Consider the following 17,627-nt stretch of genomic DNA (forward strand, 5'->3'; position numbering starts at 1 on the left):
GAGCTGCGTTCCGTGAACTATGGATTCATTCTCGCCCGGTTACCCGCGATCCTCGCTCTGCTTCGGATCTGGCGAATTCTTCGCTTCATGATGGGGACGCCATGTTAAAAGCCATTCTCGCCGCCTTGCTTCTGGGCGCCGCCCTGCCCGCTCACGCAGCCGATGCCACGGGGCCCGCCCGCGAATTGATGAAGGCCGCGACCGCCAATTGGTCGGAAGCCGGCGGCGACGAGGACTACACCAGCGAAGACCGGATGGGCAGACTTTATGGTCCCGATTTCGCCGCAGTCATCGAGGAAGCCGTCGGCCATGCCAGCCGGCTCAACAAGGACACGGTGCTCGGCTACGACATGATCACCGGCGCCGAGGACGGCTGCCCGTTGAAGGATCTCAAGATCACGCAGCAGAAGCCGGAAACCGATTTCATCCCCGTCATCGCCCAGTTCAAGCCGTTCACCTGCCTCAAGGGCGACGCGCGGCGGAACATGGAAGTGAAGGCGCTGTTCATGATGGGCAAGTATGACGGGGTCTACAAGATCGACGAGATCTTCCGCACCGTGCGCGACAACGAAGTCATCGCCGTCAGCGACGAATTCAACGCCGTGACCACGGCGGCCGTCTTCACGCCGAAGAAAGCCTCCGCTGGGCCGAAGGAACTGATGGAGGCCGCCGCCGGCTCGTCCGACGATATGGCCGCGGCCAGAAAAACCGATGAGGAAGCGTCCAACTACTTCAGCGAAAGACGCCTCGGCAAGCTTTATACCCAGAGCTTCGTCAACCTCTACCGCGCCGCCTGGAAAAAGCAGGAAGCCGATGAGAATGGCGGCTATCTTCTCGGCGCAGATCCCGTCATCGGCGGTCAGGACAATTGCCCGCTCAAGGACCTCTCGATCGAGACGAAGGATCCGGATTTCATTTATGTCGACGTCATCGCCCGCTTCCGGGCGGTCTATTGCTTCGGCAATCCCGGCGACGACAAGCGGGTGACCACCGTCAAATTCGTGACGATCCTCGAAGGCGGCGCATTCAAGATCGACGACATCCAGCATATGGACGGCGAGAAGGTCGTGTCGTCGTTGAAAGCGGATCTGGAAGCACTCGGGAAGTGATCCGGTCGTCTGATCTGCGCCGCCTCACGAGCCGGCGCGAAGATTTCGGTCGCGCCGGTCTCGCGCCGTCGACCGCGATGGGGCGATCCGGCGCTGAACAGGTCCCAAATAGGCCGCAGTCTCCCGCCAGAATCAGGGTAGAAGCGTGGTCGATCTGTCGCGGCTCATGATCCGGCCGTAAAATGAGACGACCCAAACGGCGATGCGCCTCGCCTTTGCCGCCAACCTACGGGATTACCGCCATGTCCGTCCGAAACCTCGCCTGCGCCTTGCTCCTGCTGCTTCCCGCGGCGACGTCCGCCCTCGCCCAGGCCGCCGCCGATCCGGTCAAGAACGTGATGACTCTCGCCGAAGGGCTGTGGAGCGACGATCCCAAGGTCGAGGGGCAGGACTATTTCGACAAGGACCGGCTCGATGCGCTCTACAGCAAGCGCTTCGCCGAGGCCTATCGCGCGGCGGCGAAATTTCCGATCTATGACGACGCCAGCGGACCCTTCGGCTATGACGTGATCACCAACGGCCAGGACGGCTGTCCGCTCAAGGATGTGTCGATCACCCCCGGCGCCGAGGCGAATGGCGTGACCGACGTCACGGTCACGTTCAAGCTCTGGACCTGCGTTGACGACGGCTCGGTCGACAAGGACAGCGTCAACGAAGTGCATTTCTCGGTTATCACCGAAAGCGGCAAGCCGGTCATCGACGACATCAGGCGCAAGGACGACGAGGGCAAGCTCGATTCGCTGATGACGGAGATGCAGGACATCGTCAAAAGCGGCCAGGATGTCGGCCCGGATGCGCCGCAACCCGACGAAAGCCAGGCGACGCCGCCCGCCGGCGACAAACCCGAGATCATTCTCAGCCAGCCGGAATGAGCAGCGGTTGGGAAAGCGCATGACTTGGCTGCGGAAACGCGCTATTCGCCTGAGAAATTTCCCAGGTACCAGGCATGTCCGGCACAAATTCTGAACTCGAACTCCTCACGGGCGGCCCGGTGGTCGTGCTCGTCGAACCGCAACTCGGCGAAAACATCGGCATGGTCGCCCGCGCCATGGCCAATTTCGGCTTATCGGAATTGCGGCTGGTCAATCCGCGCGACGGCTGGCCGAGTGACAAGGCGCGCGCCGCCGCCTCCAAGGCCGATCACGTCATCGACGCCGTCCAGGTTTTCGAGACGCTGGAAGCGGCCATCGCCGACCTCAACTTCGTCTACGCCACCACCGCCCGCATGCGCGACGGCTTCAAGCCGGTCCGCTCGCCGATCGTGGCGTCGAAGACGCTGAGAGCGAAATACGACGCGGGCGAAAAGGTCGGCATACTCTATGGGCGCGAAAAATCGGGGCTGTCCAACGAAGAAGTGGCGCTGGCCGACGAGATCGTCACCTTCCCCGTCAATCCCGCCTTCGCCTCGCTGAACATCGCCCAGGCCGTGCTGCTGATGTCCTATGAATGGATGAAGACGCGGATGGAGAGCGAAGACGAAACATTGTTTACCGCGGTGGCGCAGACGCCGGCCACCAAGGAAGAACTGTTCGGCTTCTATGATCACATCGAGGAGGCGCTGGATGCCCGCGGATATTTCCGCCCCGCCGCCAAAAAGCCGAGAATGGTGGAGAATCTTCGCGCCGTGTGGTCCCGCCGCGCTTTGACCTCCGAAGAGATCAAGGTGTTCCGGGGCGTGGTTTCCTCCCTAGACCGGTTCAGCCGCAAGAATCCGCGTGGCGCCGGCAATCCGGATGATGGCGATGACTGAACTCCACAGGCCGATCCTCGTATTCGATTCGGGCATCGGCGGACTGACGGTGCTGCGGGAGTTGCGGGTGCTGATGCCCGAACGCAATTTCGTCTATGTCGCCGACGACGCCGGATTTCCTTATGGCGGCTGGGGCGAGCCGGAATTGAAGGCGCGCCTCCTGGACCTGTTCAAAGGCATCCTGAAGAACACAGACCGGAAATATCGGTGATCGCCTGCAACACGGCGTTCACGCTGGCCGGCGCCGATCTGCGCGCCGCCTTCCCGGAGCATACATTCGTCGGCACGGTTCCCGCCATCAAGCCGGCGGCCGAGCGCACGCGGTCGGGCCTCGTCTCGGTGCTCGCCACCCCAGGCACGGTCAAGCGCGCCTATACCCGCGATCTCATCCAGTCTTTCGCCAGCCAGTGCGATGTCCGCCTGGTCGGCTCCGAGCATCTCGCGCGGATGGCGGAGGCCTATATCCGCGGCGAGGCGCTCGATCCCGAGGCGGTCACGGCGGAAATCAGCCAGTGCTTCCAGGAAAAGGACGGCCGGAAGACCGACATCGTCGTGCTCGCCTGCACGCATTACCCGTTCATGGCCAATCTGTTCCGTAAGCTCGCGCCCTGGCCGGTGGACTGGCTCGACCCGGCGGAGGCGATCGCGCGGCAGGCGCGGCGCCTGGTTCCGGTTCTGCATCACCTGCATCCCGACACCCATCACGATCGCGCCGTCTTCACCTCGGGAAAACCAGATTTTTCCACGCGCCGGCTACTGCAGGGCTTCGGTCTCACCATCTGACGATCTGTGGCGTCCAAGCAACAGAGCCGTTCCTTCAGCGCAATTTTCGATTGCGCCCGCTTGCCAGAACCGAAAAGCCATGCGACAGTTTGCGCAGGTCAACACCAGCGCAGGAGGGCGTAATGGATTCATTTAATGTCGTACCCAACGCTTTCGCTGGTTTCGTGCGCTTCGGCATGAAGAACAAACGACCGACGACGTTCTGCTCGCTCTGAGCTCAGATTCCAGCTTTTTCCTAACCTAAACCCATTCCGGCGCATCGCTACGCCGCGTCTCGGCTCTTCCGCCGTCATGCGACATATGCGGTCTGCGCCCCCAATTGCGAGGACCCGCGCGTCGAGCGTCGGGCTGAAAACTGATGATTGCAAGACAACCTCTGGACGAACACGGCATCGACAGGATCGCTGCTGCGCTGATCGAACGCCACCACCCTCTGCGTGTCATCCTTGCCGTCTGGTTGGCGGCGCGCGACCGCAGGCGGCAAAAACGCCTCCAGGCGGCCGATATCGGGCTCTTGAACCTGAGCAACCGGATGCGGCGCGACATGGGCTTGCCGGAAACGAGAGACGATCCTCGCGGCATGCCGTTCGACGTCTTCAAAATCGACACGTGATCGGCGATCACGGCGCGCCCCCGCGACTCGGGCGCGCCGTATTTCTTGTCCGAGACGGAACATTAACGGCGCTCGTGCTTTGATGCGTCTGCGCCAAAGCGACGGCGTCGTCGTGTGGGAGCGCCGGTCTCGGGGACAAGAATGAACGATATGACACACTGCGCCGCCTGCGCCAGCGGGGCCAAATTTCCGATCGCCATCACCATGGCCTTCCAACCGATCGTAGACACCGACACGGGCCGCGTCTTCGCTCACGAAGCATTGGTGCGCGGCCAGAACGGCGAAGGCGCGGGCGTCGTCGTCCTGTCCAGCCTCAACGACGACAATCGATACGCGTTCGACCAGCTCTGCCGCGTCAAGGCGATCGATCTCGCCGCCGGCCTGAGCCTGGCGGAAACCGGCGCCATGCTGTCGATCAACTTCCTGCCGAACGCCGTCTACGAGCCATCGGCCTGCATCCGCCAGACGCTGGCCGCGGCAAAACGTGCGCATTTCCCGATCGAGAACATCATTTTCGAGTTCACCGAGGGCGAACGCGTCGACACGGCCCATCTCCTCAAGATCCTGCACGCCTATCGCGCCATGGGCTTCAAGACGGCGATCGACGATTTCGGCGCGGGTTTTGCAGGCCTCGGCCTTCTCGCAGAGTTCCAGCCTGACATCGTCAAACTCGACATGGACCTGATCCGCGGCATCGACAAGGACGGACCGCGGCGCAAGATCGTGTCGCATACGCTCGCCATGCTGCGCGATCTCGGCGTCACCCCGGTGTGCGAGGGCGTGGAAACGATCGAGGAATATCGGGCGCTCGCCGATCTCGGCGTCACGCTGATGCAGGGATACCTGTTTTCCAAGCCTTCGCTCGCCGCCCTCTCCGCACCCGACCTGCCGCGCCGGCCTATGAACTGACGCGAGTTTCCCGCGCCGAATTGATCTTCGTCCTTGCCGCGGCCGGGTCGACCGAGGCACATTCCTCACAGGCGCTCGAACGCCTGGGGGTGGACAGCATGCGGCCGGATGACGAGGTTTTCGCGCCCAAACTGTGGAGCGTGTATCAGGAAGGCTACGGCTTCGATCGCCTTCGCGCCGACCTGATCGCGGGGCTGACGGTGGCGATCGTGGCCCTGCCGTTGTCGATGGCGATCGCCATCGCCTCGGGCGTCACGCCGGCGATGGGACTTTACACGGCGGTGGCCGGCGGCTTCCTCGTTTCCGCTTTCTCCGGCAGCCGCCACCAGATCGGCGGGCCGGCCGGCGCCTTCATCGTGCTCGTCGCCGCGACGTCCGCCCGCCACGGCGTCGACGGTCTCGTTCTCGCCACGGCGCTGTCCGGCCTCATGCTGATTGCCGCCGGATGGCTGAGGCTCGGCGGCTTCGTCAAATATATTCCTTATCCCGTCACCGTGGGCTTCACCGCCGGCATCGCGGTCATCATCTTCGCAAGTCAATTGAAGGACCTGTTCGGCCTGACGCTGGCCGGCGTCGAACCCGGCGGCGTCCTGGAGAAACTCGCGGCGCTGTACGGCGCGGCGGACAGCGTCAACATCGCCGCGGTGACGATTTCCCTCGGCGTGATCGTCGCGATCCTTCTGCTCAAGCGTCTGGCGCCGCGAGCCCCAACCTGTTGATCGCCGTAGCGCTGGCGACGCTCGCCGCCTACGGCCTCGATCTTCCCGTAGCCACCATCGGTTCGCGCTTCGGCGGCATTCCCGGCGGCCTGCCTGCGCCGGCCATTCCGCTCCTTTCGCTCGAGAAGCTGGTCGCCGTCCTGCCGGACGCCGCGTCGTTTGCGCTTCTCGGCGCGATCGAATCGCTGTTGTCCGCCGTGGTCGCCGACGGCATGACGGGACGGCGGCACCGATCCAATATCGAACTCGTCGGCCAGGGCGTGGCCAATGTCGGCTCGGCCCTGTTCGGCGGCTTCTGCGTCACCGGCACGATCGCCCGCACCGCGACCAATGTTCGCGCCGGCGCGAAAAGCCCCGTGGCGGGCATGGCGCATGCGCTCTTCCTTCTCGCCTTCATGGCCTTGCTGGCGCCGGTCGCCGCCTATATCCCGCTCGCGGCGCTGGCCGGCGTGCTGACGTCCGTGGCCTGGAACATGATCGAGAAGCCGGCCGTTGCCGCCCTTCTACGATCTTCGCGCGGCGATGCGCTGGTGTTGTCGGCGACATTCCTCATCGTGGTGTTTCGCGACCTCACCGAAGGCATATTGGCGGGCTTCCTCATCGGCTCGGTTCTGTTCATAGACCGGATGAGCAAGGAGGTGCGTGTGAGGGCCGCCGCGCCGGAACCTGCAACGCCGTCCGAGCTCGACGACGCCGTCATGCCCGACGATCCCGATATCGTCGTCTATCGGCTGGAAGGCGCATTCTTCTTCGGCGCCGCCGCATCCATGGGCGCGGTCCTCGACCGGATCTCCGACAGCGCCCAGATCTTCATTCTCGACGTCAGCCGCGCCGCATATATCGACTCCACCGCCGCCAATGTCGTGGAAGGCATGGCGCGCAAGGCGCGCCAACGCGGCGTGACGGTGATCATCGCGGGAGCATCGCCCGACATGGACGCCATCTTGCGCGTCCACCATGCGGGACCGCCGCTGACGGTGTTCGCGCCGTCGATCGAACGCGCACTCGAACAGGCGGCGGCGCTCAGAAGCGCGCGCTGACTGAGGTCAGGCGCGGTCGCGCGCCATTTTTGTGCGGACCGACACACGGCTCACCCGCTTGGTGCGGAGGCTGACGCGCGTTTCGCCGCCGTCTTTCTCCAGCACGGTGCGCAATTGCATCGCCTGCGAAAACACCGACACTTTGTTGCGGCCCTGTTCCTTGCTGACATAGAGCGCGTGGTCCGCGCCCGCGAGCAGGTGGTCGAACAGGCGCCCGGCCACGTCGATGGAGGCCATGCCGATGCTGGTGGTCACTTTAAGGCCATTGCCGTTGAAATGCGTGGTGGCCTGTTCCACCGACATGCGCAGGCTTTCGAGAAAAGCTTCGGCCCGCTCCTCGTCCACATCAGGCATCAACAGCGCGAATTCCTCGCCGCCCATGCGGCCCAACAACATGCCGTCCTCCAGCCGCTTGCCGACATGGCTGCCGAAGGCGCGCAGCACCGCATCGCCGGCGAGATGACCATAGGTGTCGTTGACCTTCTTGAAATAATCGAGATCCAGCACCGCCAGCGCGGCGTGCTTCGGTTTTGCGGCCAGGATGGCGGTCGAACGTTCGACGAAATGCCGGCGGGTGGCGGCGCCGGTAAGGCCATCGATCTCGGCCGCCAGGCGATACCGGCGTTCGATCGCTCGCGCACCAGCAGCACGAAGATGAAGGTGCTGAACGCAGCCTGCACGAAGGATTCGAGCATCATCAACGAGAACCAGGTGCCGACGGACGGGTTTATCGCGCCCTCGACCGGGTAGATGGAGCACAACACCACACGCGCCATGAAGGTGCAGAAATGCGCGGTGTAGATGAGATAGGTGAAGCGCGCCGACGGCAGCCGCTCGGACTGGTAGATCCGATAGGCGAAGCGGGCGCTGAGCGCGGCGTAGACGGCGCCGATCAGCGACAGGAAAATGGCTCGGGAATTGAAGTCGCGGCGGAATTCCTCGGACATCGCGCATGTGACGATCCATATGGCTGCGCCGAGCGGAACGAGCAAAGGTGGAATGCGCGTGCCGAGAAAGGTGCCGAAACCCAGCCAGACGAAGCCATAACCGAGCAGGATGGCGGCATTGCCGAACACGATGGAGATCCAGAACGTGTTTTCCTCGGCGCGAAACATCAACAGGAGGCAGCCGATGCAGACGCACCACATGGCGACGCACCACCATCGGAGCGCCGTCTCGCGCTTCTCGTAATAAAGCGCATAGCTGAGGATGATCGATACGGACATGGTCATCAGACCCGTGCACAGCATCATGGTGGGCAGGTTAAACAAGGCGAAGCCTCTTCGGGTGTTGGCTGCCTCCAGCTAGATCCAAAAGCCTTAAAAATCGGGGAATTTTCCGCTGCGCCGCAAAAGCAATGGGGCCGATGGATCACATCGGCCCCACAAAACAAGCGTGATGGTTAATCAATCAGGTCAGCGCAGCCGCAACGGCTTCGAGCGCGGCTTCGGCCTGCGCCCCATCCGGGCCACCCGCCTGCGCCATGTCGGGACGGCCGCCGCCGCCCTTGCCGCCCAGCGCCTGAGACGCGATGCGCACCAGATCGACCGCGCTGTAGCGCGAGGTCAGGTCTTCGGTGACGGCCACGACTGCGCTCGCCTTGCCGTCGTCGGAGACGCCGATGAACACCACGACGCCCGAGCCGGCGGTCTTCTTGCCTTCGTCGGCCAGGCTTTTAAGATCCTTCGGTTCGACGCCCGTGACGACGCGGCCGAGGAACTTGACGCCGTTGACGTCGCGCAGTCCGTCGCCGCCGCCTGCGCCGCCGCCGAGGGCGAGCTTCTTCTTGGCGTCGGAGAGTTCGCGCTCCAGCTTCTTGCGCTCATCCATCAACTGCTCGATGCGGGCGATGATGTCGTCGGGCTGCGTCTTGAGAACGCCGGCGATTTGCTTGACCCGCTCATCCTGCTGGGAGAGGTAGTCGCGCGCGGCCTCGCCCGTCAGCGCCTCGATGCGGCGCACGCCCGCGCCGACGGCGGTGTCGGAGAGAATGCGGATCAGGCCGATATCGCCGGTTTCGCGCACATGCGTGCCGCCGCAGAGCTCCACAGAATAGGGCTTGCCGGCCTTTTCGCCGCGCTTGGCCGTGCCCATGGCGACCACGCGGACTTCCTCGCCGTATTTCTCGCCGAACAGCGCCATGGCGCCCTCGGCGATGGCGTCGTCGACGCTCATCAGGCGGGTGGTGACGGGCGCATTCTGCACGACGATCTCATTGGCCATGGCTTCGACGACGCGGATTTCGTCGGCGCTCATCGGCTTGGGATGCGAAACGTCGAAACGCAGCCGCTCGGGCGCGACCAGCGAGCCTTTCTGCGCCACATGGGTGCCGAGCACTTCGCGCAGCGCCTCATGGATGAGATGAGTGGCGGAGTGATTAGAGCGCAGTCTGCCGCGCCTGATATGATCCACTTCGAGCACCACGGCGGCGTCCGGCTTCAAGACCCCGCTCTCGATCGTGGCGTAATGCACGAACAGGCCGTCGCCCTTCTTCAGCGTCTCCGACACGACGGCCTTGCCGCCTTCGAACAGGATCTCGCCGGCATCGCCCATCTGGCCGCCGGATTCGCCATAGAAGGGCGTCTGGTTGACGACGATCTGCACGCTCTCCCCGGCCGAAGCGGCTTCGATGCGGGCGCCGTCGCGCACCAGCGCCTGCACCACGCCTTCGGCGCGTTCGGTGTCATAGCCGAGGAATTCTGTCGCGCCCTTCTCTTCCTTGATCTCGAACCAGACGGCTTCGGTGGCGGCTTCGCCCGAACCCGACCAATTGGCGCGGGCTTCGGCCTTCTGCCGCGCCATGGCTTTCGAGAAGCCGTCGGTGTCGACAGCGATATTCTTTTGGCGCAGGGCGTCCTGGGTAAGGTCGAGCGGGAAGCCATAGGTGTCGTAGAGCTTGAAGGCGGTCTCGCCATCGAGTTCCGAGCCTTCGCCCAGTCCGGAAACAGCGTCGTTGAGCAGGCCCAGTCCGCGCTCCAGCGTCTTGCGGAAGCGGGTTTCCTCGAGCTTCAGCGTTTCGGTTATGAGAGATTCCGCGCGGACGAGCTCCGGATAGGCGCCGCCCATTTCCTGCACCAGCGCCGGCACCAGCTTGTACATCAGGGGATCGCGCGCGCCGAGCAGCTGGCCGTGGCGCATGGCGCGACGCATGATGCGGCGGAGCACATAGCCGCGCCCCTCGTTCATCGGCAGCACGCCGTCGGCGATCAGGAAGGCGGAGGAGCGCAGATGATCGGCGATGACGCGGTGGCTGGCGCGACGCTCGCCCTGGTCGTCCGTTCCCGTGGCGTGCATGGACGCCTCGATCAGCGCACGAAACAGGTCGGTGTCGTAATTGTCGTGCTTGCCCTGAAGCAGCGCGGAGATGCGTTCCAACCCCATGCCGGTGTCGATCGAAGGACGCGGGAGATTGACGCGCTCCTCCTTGGTCACCTGTTCATATTGCATGAAGACGAGGTTCCAGATCTCGATGAAGCGGTCGCCGTCTTCATCGGCCGAACCCGGAGGCCCGCCCCAGATATGGTCGCCATGGTCGTAGAAGATCTCGGAGCACGGACCGCAGGGGCCGGTGTCGCCCATCGCCCAGAAATTGTCCGAGGTCGGAATGCGGATGATGCGATCGTCGCTCAAGCCGGCGATCTTCTTCCACAGGCCGAAAGCTTCGTCGTCGGTATGATAGACGGTGACCAGCAGCCGCTTGGCGTCGATGCCGTATTCCTTAGTGATCAGATTCCAGGCGAGCTCGATGGCGCGCTCCTTGAAATAGTCGCCGAAGGAGAAGTTGCCGAGCATCTCGAAGAATGTATGGTGGCGGGCGGTGTAGCCGACATTGTCGAGGTCGTTGTGCTTGCCGCCGGCGCGCACGCATTTCTGTGCGGTGGCCGCCGTGGAATAAGGACGCGATTCCAGGCCGGTGAAGACGTTCTTGAACTGCACCATGCCGGCATTGGTGAACATCAGCGTCGGGTCGTTGCGCGGCACCAGCGGAGACGACGCCACGACTTCGTGGCCGTTTCTGCGGAAATAATCCAGAAATGCGGAGCGGATTTCGTTCACGCCACTCATTTTATGCCCTTTGCGCTTGTATGCCCGGTGTTGCCGGCCGTTTTTTGGTCATCGGCTTTTATCGCCCGCTCCTGCTCATGTCCAGAAAAACAAACCGGCGCCGGGAGATGTCCCGGCGCCGGTCGAAGAATTGAAATTCCTGAAAGATCAGGCTTCCAGCGCGTCGTCGCTCTCGCCCGGCTCCGGCCCGCCATTCTCGAGGAAGCGGTCGGCGATCAGGCCGGCGTTCTGGCGCAGCGACAGTTCGATCTCGCGGGCGAGATCCGGATTGTCGCGCAGGAACGACTTGGCGTTTTCACGGCCCTGGCCGAGACGCTGGCTGTTGTAGGAGAACCAGGCGCCCGACTTTTCGACGATGCCGGCCTTGACGCCGAGATCGACCAGTTCGCCGGTCTTGGAGACGCCTTCGCCATACATGATGTCGAACTCGACCTGCTTGAAAGGCGGCGCCATCTTGTTCTTGACCACCTTGACGCGGGTCTGGTTGCCGACCACTTCGTCGCGCTCCTTGACCGAGCCGATGCGGCGGATGTCGAGACGAACCGAGGCGTAGAATTTCAGCGCATTGCCGCCGGTGGTGGTTTCGGGCGAACCGAACATGACGCCGATCTTCATGCGGATCTGGTTGATGAAGATGACCATGCAGTTGGAGCGCGAGATCGAGGCGGTCAGCTTGCGCAGCGCCTGGCTCATCAAGCGGGCTTGAGACCCGGCAGGCTGTCGCCCATTTCACCTTCGATTTCGGCGCGCGGCGTCAGCGCCGCGACGGAGTCGACCACGAGCACGTCGATCGCGCCGGAGCGCACCAGCGTGTCGGTGATTTCCAACGCCTGCTCGCCGGTGTCGGGCTGCGAGATCAAGAGGTTTTCGAGATCGACGCCGAGCTTGCGGGCATAGACGGGATCGAGCGCGTGTTCGGCGTCGACGAAGGCGCAGATGCCGCCCTTCTTCTGCGCTTCGGCGATGGTCTGCAGCGCCAGCGTCGTCTTACCGGAGCTTTCCGGGCCGTAGATTTCGACGATGCGGCCCTTGGGCAGACCACCGATGCCGAGCGCGATATCGAGGCTCAAGGAGCCGGTCGAAACGGTTTCGATCTCGACGACATTCTCGTTCGAGCCCAGGCGCATGATCGAACCCTTGCCGAAGGACCGTTCGATCTGGGACAGGGCCGCGTCCAGTGCCTTGCTTTTATCCACTGATTTTTCCTCTACGAGTCGCAATGTGTTCTGGGCCATGTCATCCACCTTTAGGTTATCCGGGCTGGCGAAGCAATGCAGTCTATGTACTTGCTTTGTTCTCTTGTTGCAAGATAACGCCAATCAATTGAAGCGAAATAGTTTTCTCCGCCATGTTCCTTTTTTGTTTTCGCGGGTGTTTTCAAGAGGTTCCGTCTCAGGCCGCGCTTGCGGCGGACCGCGCCTCCCGGCTAAGATGATTCGAAAATCGGGGTACTCTGGAATGACCGCAATTCTGGCGCTGGGCGGTGCCCATATCGATCGACGGGGCCGCATTTCCGGCGAGACGGCGCCCGGCGCCTCCAATCCCGGCTCGTGGCGGCAGGAGGCCGGCGGCGGCGTGTTCAACGCGGCGCGCAACCTGTCGCGGCTCGGCCATCACGTGACGCTGATCTCGCCGCGCGGCGGCGACGCCGAGGGCGAAGCCGTGGCGATCGCGGCGGAGGCGGCCGGCGTCGTCGACCGGCCCTTCACCTTCCTCGATCGCCGAACGCCCAGCTACACCGCCATTCTGGAGCGCGACGGCAATCTGGTGATCGCGCTCGCGGACATGGAGCTCTACAGGCTGTTTCCGCCTCGCCGGCTGTCGGTGCGCGCGGTGCGCGACGCGTTCGACGCCACCGACGCCGTCCTCACCGACGCCAACCTGCCGGAAGATACGCTTGCGGTGATCGCCGCCATGGGTCGACGGCTCGGCAAGACGGTGGCGGCGATCGGCATTTCGCCCGCCAAGATCGTTCGCTTCGGCGAGGCGCTGACCAACCTCGATTTCCTGTTCATGAACGAGGCGGAAGCCAAAGCGCTGTCCGGCCGGGAGATCGATGATTTCAGGCGCTGGCCCGATGTGATGACCGGGCTCGGCCTCCGGGGCGGCGCCATCACCCGCGGCGGCCGCGAAGCCGTGGCCTGGATGGGCGGGGAAAGCGCTTGCCTCGCTCCGCCGGCGCTGGCCTCGATCGGCGACGTCACCGGCGCAGGCGACGGCTTCGCCGCCGGATTTCTCGACGCGGCGCTCTCCGGCGCATCGCTGGACGCCTGCCTGAAATCGGCCACCGCCACGGCGCGCATCGCGCTCGAAAGCGAGATGGCGGCGTCGGAGGCGCTCAGCCGTTCGCTGCTCGCCTCCACCCTCGCCCTTGTGCCGGAAGCGGAAATATTGTTGTAAGCCTCTTTTAGAAACCAGTCAGGAACGCCCATGTCCAGCCACAAGCTCCCGATCACCTATTCGGCGGAGGTCGCCGTCGCCAAGTCCGAGGGCCGGGCTCTCGTCGCGCTCGAATCCACCATCATCACCCATGGCATGCCCTATCCCGGCAATCTCGCCATGGCCCGCAGCGTCGAAGCGATCATCCGGGCCGAGGGCGCGGTTCCCGCCACCATCGCCGTGATCAACGGCGTTCTGCATGTCGGCCTCGACGAGCAGGAGCTCGAACAGCTGGCGCAGACCCCGGATGCGATGAAGCTGTCGCGCGCCGATCTGGCTTTCGCCATGGCGGAAGGCCGCACCGGCGCCACCACCGTGGCCGCCACGATGATCTCCGCAGCCGGAGCGGGCATCAAGGTGTTCGCCACCGGCGGCATCGGCGGCGTGCATCGCAAGGCCGAGGAGACCTTCGACATTTCGGCGGATCTGGAGGAGCTGTCCCGCACCGGCGTCATCGTCGTCTGCGCCGGCGCCAAGGCCATTCTCGATGTTCCCAAGACGCTCGAAGTGCTGGAAACCAAAGGCGTTCCGGTCGTCACCTTCGGGCAGGACGATTTTCCCGCCTTCTGGTCGCGCCGATCTGGCCTGAAGAGCCCGCTCCGTCTCGACAGCCCCCAGCAGCCATCGCGCGGTTCCAGAAGATGCGCGACGAACTCGGCATCCATGGCGGCATGCTGATCGGCAACCCGGTGCCGGAAGACAAGGAAATCGAACGCGAAGAGATGGAAATCTACATCAATCGCGCCCTCGACAACGCTGAAGCCGACGGCATCGCGGGCAAGGCGGTGACGCCCTATCTTCTGTCGAGCATATTCGACATCACCGAGGGTCGCAGCCTGGAAACCAATATCGCGCTGGTGGAAAACAACGCCCGCCTCGCCGCCCGCATTGCGCTGGCGCTGAACGACTGATCGGCGCGTCCCGTATAGCAGCCGCGTCGATCACGCGGCTGCGCATCGCCCGCCAACCGCTCATCGACCAATCAGAAAAATTGAAGCTTTGTTGACGGTTCGCTGAAGTTTATGTACGGATAAAGAACATTCAGCGAACAAGTGGAGCTCGCATGTCTCTCGACCGCCGAATATCCCTGATCACCCTGGGCGTCGAAGACGTGGCGCGCTCCACCGCTTTTTATGAGAGGCTCGGCTGGAGCAAATCCGGCGCCAGCCAGGACGCCATCACCTTCATCCAGCTCAAGGGCGTGACCCTGGCGCTTTTTTCGCGGCAGTCGCTGGCCGAAGACGCCCATGTCGACAATACGGCGCGTGGATTTTCGGGCGTCACCCTCGCGCACAACGTCACCAGCGAGCGCGGCGTCGACGCCGTCTACAAATTCGCTTTATCCTGCGGCGCGACTGCGGTGAAAGAGCCCGAGAAAGTGTTCTGGGGCGGCTATTCCGGTTATTTCGCCGATCCCGACGGGCATCTCTGGGAAGTTGCCTACAATCCCTTCGTCACGATGGACGCCGAGGGACACCTGATCCTCGACGCCTGAGCTTTCTCCGTCAGAAGCAGAAGGGTTCGCCCGGGTCACAATCGGACGGCACGCAGTGGCGCATGCGGCAGCTGTCGGTGTCCGCCGCCGGGATGCTCATGGTCTCGACCATCTGGCGGTTGCCGCAAGACGAAACGGAGCTGATATAGCGGTCGTAGAGCGTGAGGCCGGGCTTGTTTCGCGAGGGATAGCGAATGATCGCCACGCCGTTGTCCTCGACGATCCGACGCAGACTTTCACAGCTGTGCTTCAGGGCGTTGACCCGCACCGGATCGGCGAGCGTCGCAGTCGGCAAAAGCAGGAGAGCGGCGAGAATTGTTGCGCGCATGGTCTTTTCTCCTTCAGCCACGGTTCCTATGTCCTGATGACGTGATGCTTCAGGAGGAACGCGCATGAACCATGATTCTTACGATCCGAAAACCATCCGGGATCTGCTTGGTTCCGTGAAGACCATCGCGGTGGTCGGCGCTTCGGCCAATCCCGCGCGGCCGAGCTTCGGCGTCATGCGGTTTCTCATCGACAAGGGCTACAAGGTCATACCGGTCAATCCCGGCCACGCGGGCGGAGAGATTCTCGGGCAGACGGTCTACGCCCGGCTCTCCGAGATACCGAACGCGATCGATATGGTCGACGTGTTCCGCGCCGCCGACCAACTGTCGGGCGTGATCGACGAGGCGCTCGCGCTCGCCCCCAGGCCCAAGGCCATTTGGGGCCAGTTGTCCGTGCGCGACGACAAGGCGGCGGAAAAGGCGGAGGCCGCAGGCGTCACGGTGATCATGGACCGGTGCCCCGCGATCGAGTATCCGCGTCTCTTCGGCTGACGGCGGCCGCTTCTCGTTTCTCTCGGGTTATTCCGACAACATCATCGGCTGCGCCCGAAGCGCATTCATCACGTCGGCGTTTTCGCAATAGTCGCGATAATGTTCGGAGATGGAACCGTCGGAGAGATGCGACCGGCAATCGCCCTTGACGCTGCACCGGGCGCAGGCCACCTGCATGTCGCGAAAATTGCGCGGGTTGAATTCCCTGACGGCGTCCGGATCGATATTCAGCGCCTTCATCAGCGCCAGCATTTCGTCCGAACCATGCGGCCCGGCCTTGATGACGTCGACCAGTTGCAGCGTGGTCATGCCGCAGTCGCTGGCGACGTCTTCGAGATCCTGGTAGCTCAGCCGCGCGATCTCGTCGAGTTCGGCCGAGATCTGCATGCGGTCGCGCCACCAGGTCGAGACCGTGTCGATAACCGAATGCGCGGCGAGTGGCATGTTCATGGCGTCCCCCAAAGACAAGAATGCAATGGGGGACATTCTCCATCCGATTGCGGGACGGCGCATTGACATCGGTCAAGCCGCCGGACGCCTCAGCTTCGCTGGTAGAGTTCCTGCATGATGATGCGCTGGCTGATCGCCGCATCCTGCCGCGCAATCGCCTCGGCCAGGCCGGCATGCGTGCTCAGGCGCTCGGCGATATCGAACATCATATTGGCGGCGAGAATATTGGTCCGGCATTCCTCGACGGGATCGAGCCCGCCGTGATCGGGGAACGTGTCGAAATAGATGGCCTTGTCATAACCGCTGCGCGACAGTTCGACCAGAAGTTCGATCGTCTGCACCGGATGCACTGTGCCCGATCATCAGGCCGTCGTCGCGCTTGCCGTAACCATCGTTCAAATGCACGCCGAGGATACGCGAGTGTCGAGCCGCGAGGCTCGCCGCATGCGCCGGCATTTCGTCTGCGAACAGCACATGGGCGAAATCCAGCGTGACGCCGAGATTGGCCGCGCCGGCTTCGCGGATCGCAAGCAGGGTCGTGCCGATATCGGGCATCAGCGCATAGGAGCGCGGCTCGTTTGGTTTATATTCGATGGCGATGTCGCACGCCGCGTCATGGCCGCAGACCTCGTCGAGCGCCGCGATCGTGTCGTCCCACATCCGCCTGTAGTCGCCCTGGAAGGAATAGTCGAAGCCGTCCTGGCCCATCCACAGCGTCATCAGGCCGCCGCCCATTTCGCGCACCGCGTCGATGCCGCGTTTGGTGAGGTCGATGGCGGCGCGGCGAATGGTTTCATCCGGATGGGTGAAGGCGCCGAGCTTGAAGCCGGGATCGGTATAATACCGCATGGCGCCGCCGTTCAGGGCCATGCCGAGATCGTCCATGCGCGCCTTGAGTTCGGAGGCCGGGACATCGACGAAGTGATCGGGATAGTTGAGATCGGCGGCGTTCAGCCCGTCGACGGTGGCGGCGCGCTTCGATGAGGTCGAGCGTTGTGATGCGGTTCTTCCCCGGCCAATAGCGCGCAGCGTCCATCTTGAAGGCGTTGAGCCGCGCGGCGTAATGTCTGGTTTTCGTGTCGGGCATGTCCCCTCCCCGGGCGCCGCCGCCGTCGATGCGTAACGCTGTCAGGCGGGATCGGTCTTGTTGACGTTGATTTCCCCGAGCCGGCGGTTCACCGCCTGTTCGGCGCTGCCGGCGCCGGGTTGACCGGCGGGTGCGCCGGGCGTTCGCGCGCCGTTGGCCAGCACGCCCCCGGCTTCGAGTTCGGCTTCGAGAAAGCTCGCGAAATCGGAAGCCAGCCTGTCCGGATTGGACGCCGGCGTCGGAGGCGGCAGGCTCGCCTGCGGGCGCTGGGCCGGCTGTGCTGGACGCGGCGGCGAAGATTGCGCCTGGCGCGCCGCTTCGAGCCGCGCAGCGGCTTCGGCGCGCAT

Annotated in this window: 15 protein-coding genes and 4 pseudogenes; 11 read left to right on the forward strand and 8 right to left on the reverse strand. The window is 63.7% G+C overall.

Annotated features, from left to right (window positions below):
* The first annotated feature begins 101 nt into the window (after window positions 1-101).
* The 7 genes and pseudogenes from H2O14_RS03860 to H2O14_RS03890 all read left to right on the forward strand — a co-directional run bounded on the left by H2O14_RS03860 (window position 102) and on the right by H2O14_RS03890 (window position 6,923).
* Window positions 102-1,109, forward strand: a complete 1,008-nt coding sequence (locus tag H2O14_RS03860; protein WP_182826591.1) for a hypothetical protein — start codon at window positions 102-104, stop codon at window positions 1,107-1,109.
* A 242-nt stretch (window positions 1,110-1,351) separates the two neighbouring features.
* Window positions 1,352-1,981 (forward strand): hypothetical protein, encoded by a 630-nt coding sequence (locus H2O14_RS03865; RefSeq protein WP_246697286.1) that lies wholly within the window; start codon window positions 1,352-1,354, stop codon window positions 1,979-1,981.
* Between the two features lie 74 nt (window positions 1,982-2,055).
* Window positions 2,056-2,859 carry an RNA methyltransferase gene (locus H2O14_RS03870; RefSeq protein WP_182826592.1) on the forward strand — a complete coding sequence of 268 codons (804 nt, stop codon included), beginning with the start codon at window positions 2,056-2,058 and terminating at the stop codon, window positions 2,857-2,859.
* A pseudogene (murI, locus tag H2O14_RS03875) lies at window positions 2,846-3,642 on the forward strand (glutamate racemase). Before H2O14_RS03870 ends, murI begins: the two are co-directional and overlap by 14 nt.
* A 358-nt stretch (window positions 3,643-4,000) precedes the next feature.
* Window positions 4,001-4,255, forward strand: coding sequence for a hypothetical protein (locus H2O14_RS03880; protein WP_182826593.1), 255 nt, complete (start codon window positions 4,001-4,003; stop codon window positions 4,253-4,255).
* Between the two features lie 141 nt (window positions 4,256-4,396).
* Complete coding sequence (locus H2O14_RS03885; protein ID WP_312858543.1) at window positions 4,397-5,164, forward strand: EAL domain-containing protein; 768 nt, start codon at window positions 4,397-4,399, stop codon at window positions 5,162-5,164.
* Between the two features lie 98 nt (window positions 5,165-5,262).
* Window positions 5,263-6,923: pseudogene (locus H2O14_RS03890) on the forward strand (SulP family inorganic anion transporter).
* Between the two features lie 6 nt (window positions 6,924-6,929).
* Here H2O14_RS03890 and H2O14_RS03895 read toward each other — a convergent pair.
* From H2O14_RS03895 to recA, 3 genes and pseudogenes are all read right to left on the reverse strand, one after another.
* The gene (locus H2O14_RS03895; RefSeq protein WP_312858544.1) at window positions 6,930-8,087 is read right to left on the reverse strand and encodes a GGDEF domain-containing protein; all 1,158 of its coding nucleotides are present in this window, start codon (window positions 8,085-8,087) and stop codon (window positions 6,930-6,932) included.
* A gap of 246 nt (window positions 8,088-8,333) precedes the next feature.
* Complete coding sequence (alaS, locus tag H2O14_RS03905) at window positions 8,334-10,988, reverse strand: alanine--tRNA ligase (RefSeq protein WP_182826596.1); 2,655 nt, start codon at window positions 10,986-10,988, stop codon at window positions 8,334-8,336.
* A gap of 147 nt (window positions 10,989-11,135) precedes the next feature.
* Window positions 11,136-12,223, reverse strand: a pseudogene (gene recA / locus H2O14_RS03910) (recombinase RecA).
* Window positions 12,224-12,446: 223 nt separating this feature from the next.
* Here recA and H2O14_RS03915 point away from each other — a divergent pair.
* From H2O14_RS03915 to H2O14_RS03925, 3 genes and pseudogenes are all read left to right on the forward strand, one after another.
* A complete protein-coding gene (locus H2O14_RS03915; protein WP_182826597.1) occupies window positions 12,447-13,388 on the forward strand; it encodes a carbohydrate kinase family protein in 942 nt (313 codons plus the stop codon).
* A 30-nt stretch (window positions 13,389-13,418) separates the two neighbouring features.
* A pseudogene (locus H2O14_RS03920) lies at window positions 13,419-14,338 on the forward strand (pseudouridine-5'-phosphate glycosidase).
* A gap of 152 nt (window positions 14,339-14,490) precedes the next feature.
* Window positions 14,491-14,922, forward strand: coding sequence for a VOC family protein (locus H2O14_RS03925; RefSeq protein ID WP_182826598.1), 432 nt, complete (start codon window positions 14,491-14,493; stop codon window positions 14,920-14,922).
* Between the two features lie 10 nt (window positions 14,923-14,932).
* Here the strand turns inward: H2O14_RS03925 and H2O14_RS03930 are convergent, their stop codons facing one another.
* Complete coding sequence (locus H2O14_RS03930) at window positions 14,933-15,250, reverse strand: hypothetical protein (protein ID WP_182826599.1); 318 nt, start codon at window positions 15,248-15,250, stop codon at window positions 14,933-14,935.
* A gap of 64 nt (window positions 15,251-15,314) precedes the next feature.
* Between H2O14_RS03930 and H2O14_RS03935 the strand changes: the two genes are divergently transcribed.
* The gene (locus tag H2O14_RS03935) at window positions 15,315-15,743 is read left to right on the forward strand and encodes a CoA-binding protein (protein ID WP_182826600.1); all 429 of its coding nucleotides are present in this window, start codon (window positions 15,315-15,317) and stop codon (window positions 15,741-15,743) included.
* Window positions 15,744-15,770: 27 nt separating this feature from the next.
* Here H2O14_RS03935 and H2O14_RS03940 read toward each other — a convergent pair whose 3' ends face one another.
* The 4 genes from H2O14_RS03940 to H2O14_RS03950 form a co-directional block, all read right to left on the reverse strand.
* Window positions 15,771-16,193 (reverse strand): DUF6455 family protein, encoded by a 423-nt coding sequence (locus H2O14_RS03940; RefSeq protein ID WP_182826601.1) that lies wholly within the window; start codon window positions 16,191-16,193, stop codon window positions 15,771-15,773.
* An 89-nt stretch (window positions 16,194-16,282) separates the two neighbouring features.
* Complete coding sequence (locus H2O14_RS28735; protein WP_312858545.1) at window positions 16,283-16,534, reverse strand: hypothetical protein; 252 nt, start codon at window positions 16,532-16,534, stop codon at window positions 16,283-16,285.
* The gene (locus H2O14_RS28740; protein ID WP_312858546.1) at window positions 16,488-17,078 is read right to left on the reverse strand and encodes a TIM barrel protein; all 591 of its coding nucleotides are present in this window, start codon (window positions 17,076-17,078) and stop codon (window positions 16,488-16,490) included. Before H2O14_RS28740 ends, H2O14_RS28735 begins: the two co-directional genes overlap by 47 nt.
* Before the next feature lie 243 nt (window positions 17,079-17,321).
* Window positions 17,322-17,627, reverse strand: a complete 306-nt coding sequence (locus tag H2O14_RS03950) for a hypothetical protein (RefSeq protein ID WP_182826602.1) — start codon at window positions 17,625-17,627, stop codon at window positions 17,322-17,324.

Source organism: Rhizobium sp. G21 (assembly GCF_014158035.1).
Taxonomy (GTDB): Bacteria; Pseudomonadota; Alphaproteobacteria; order Rhizobiales; family Rhizobiaceae; genus Rhizobium_E.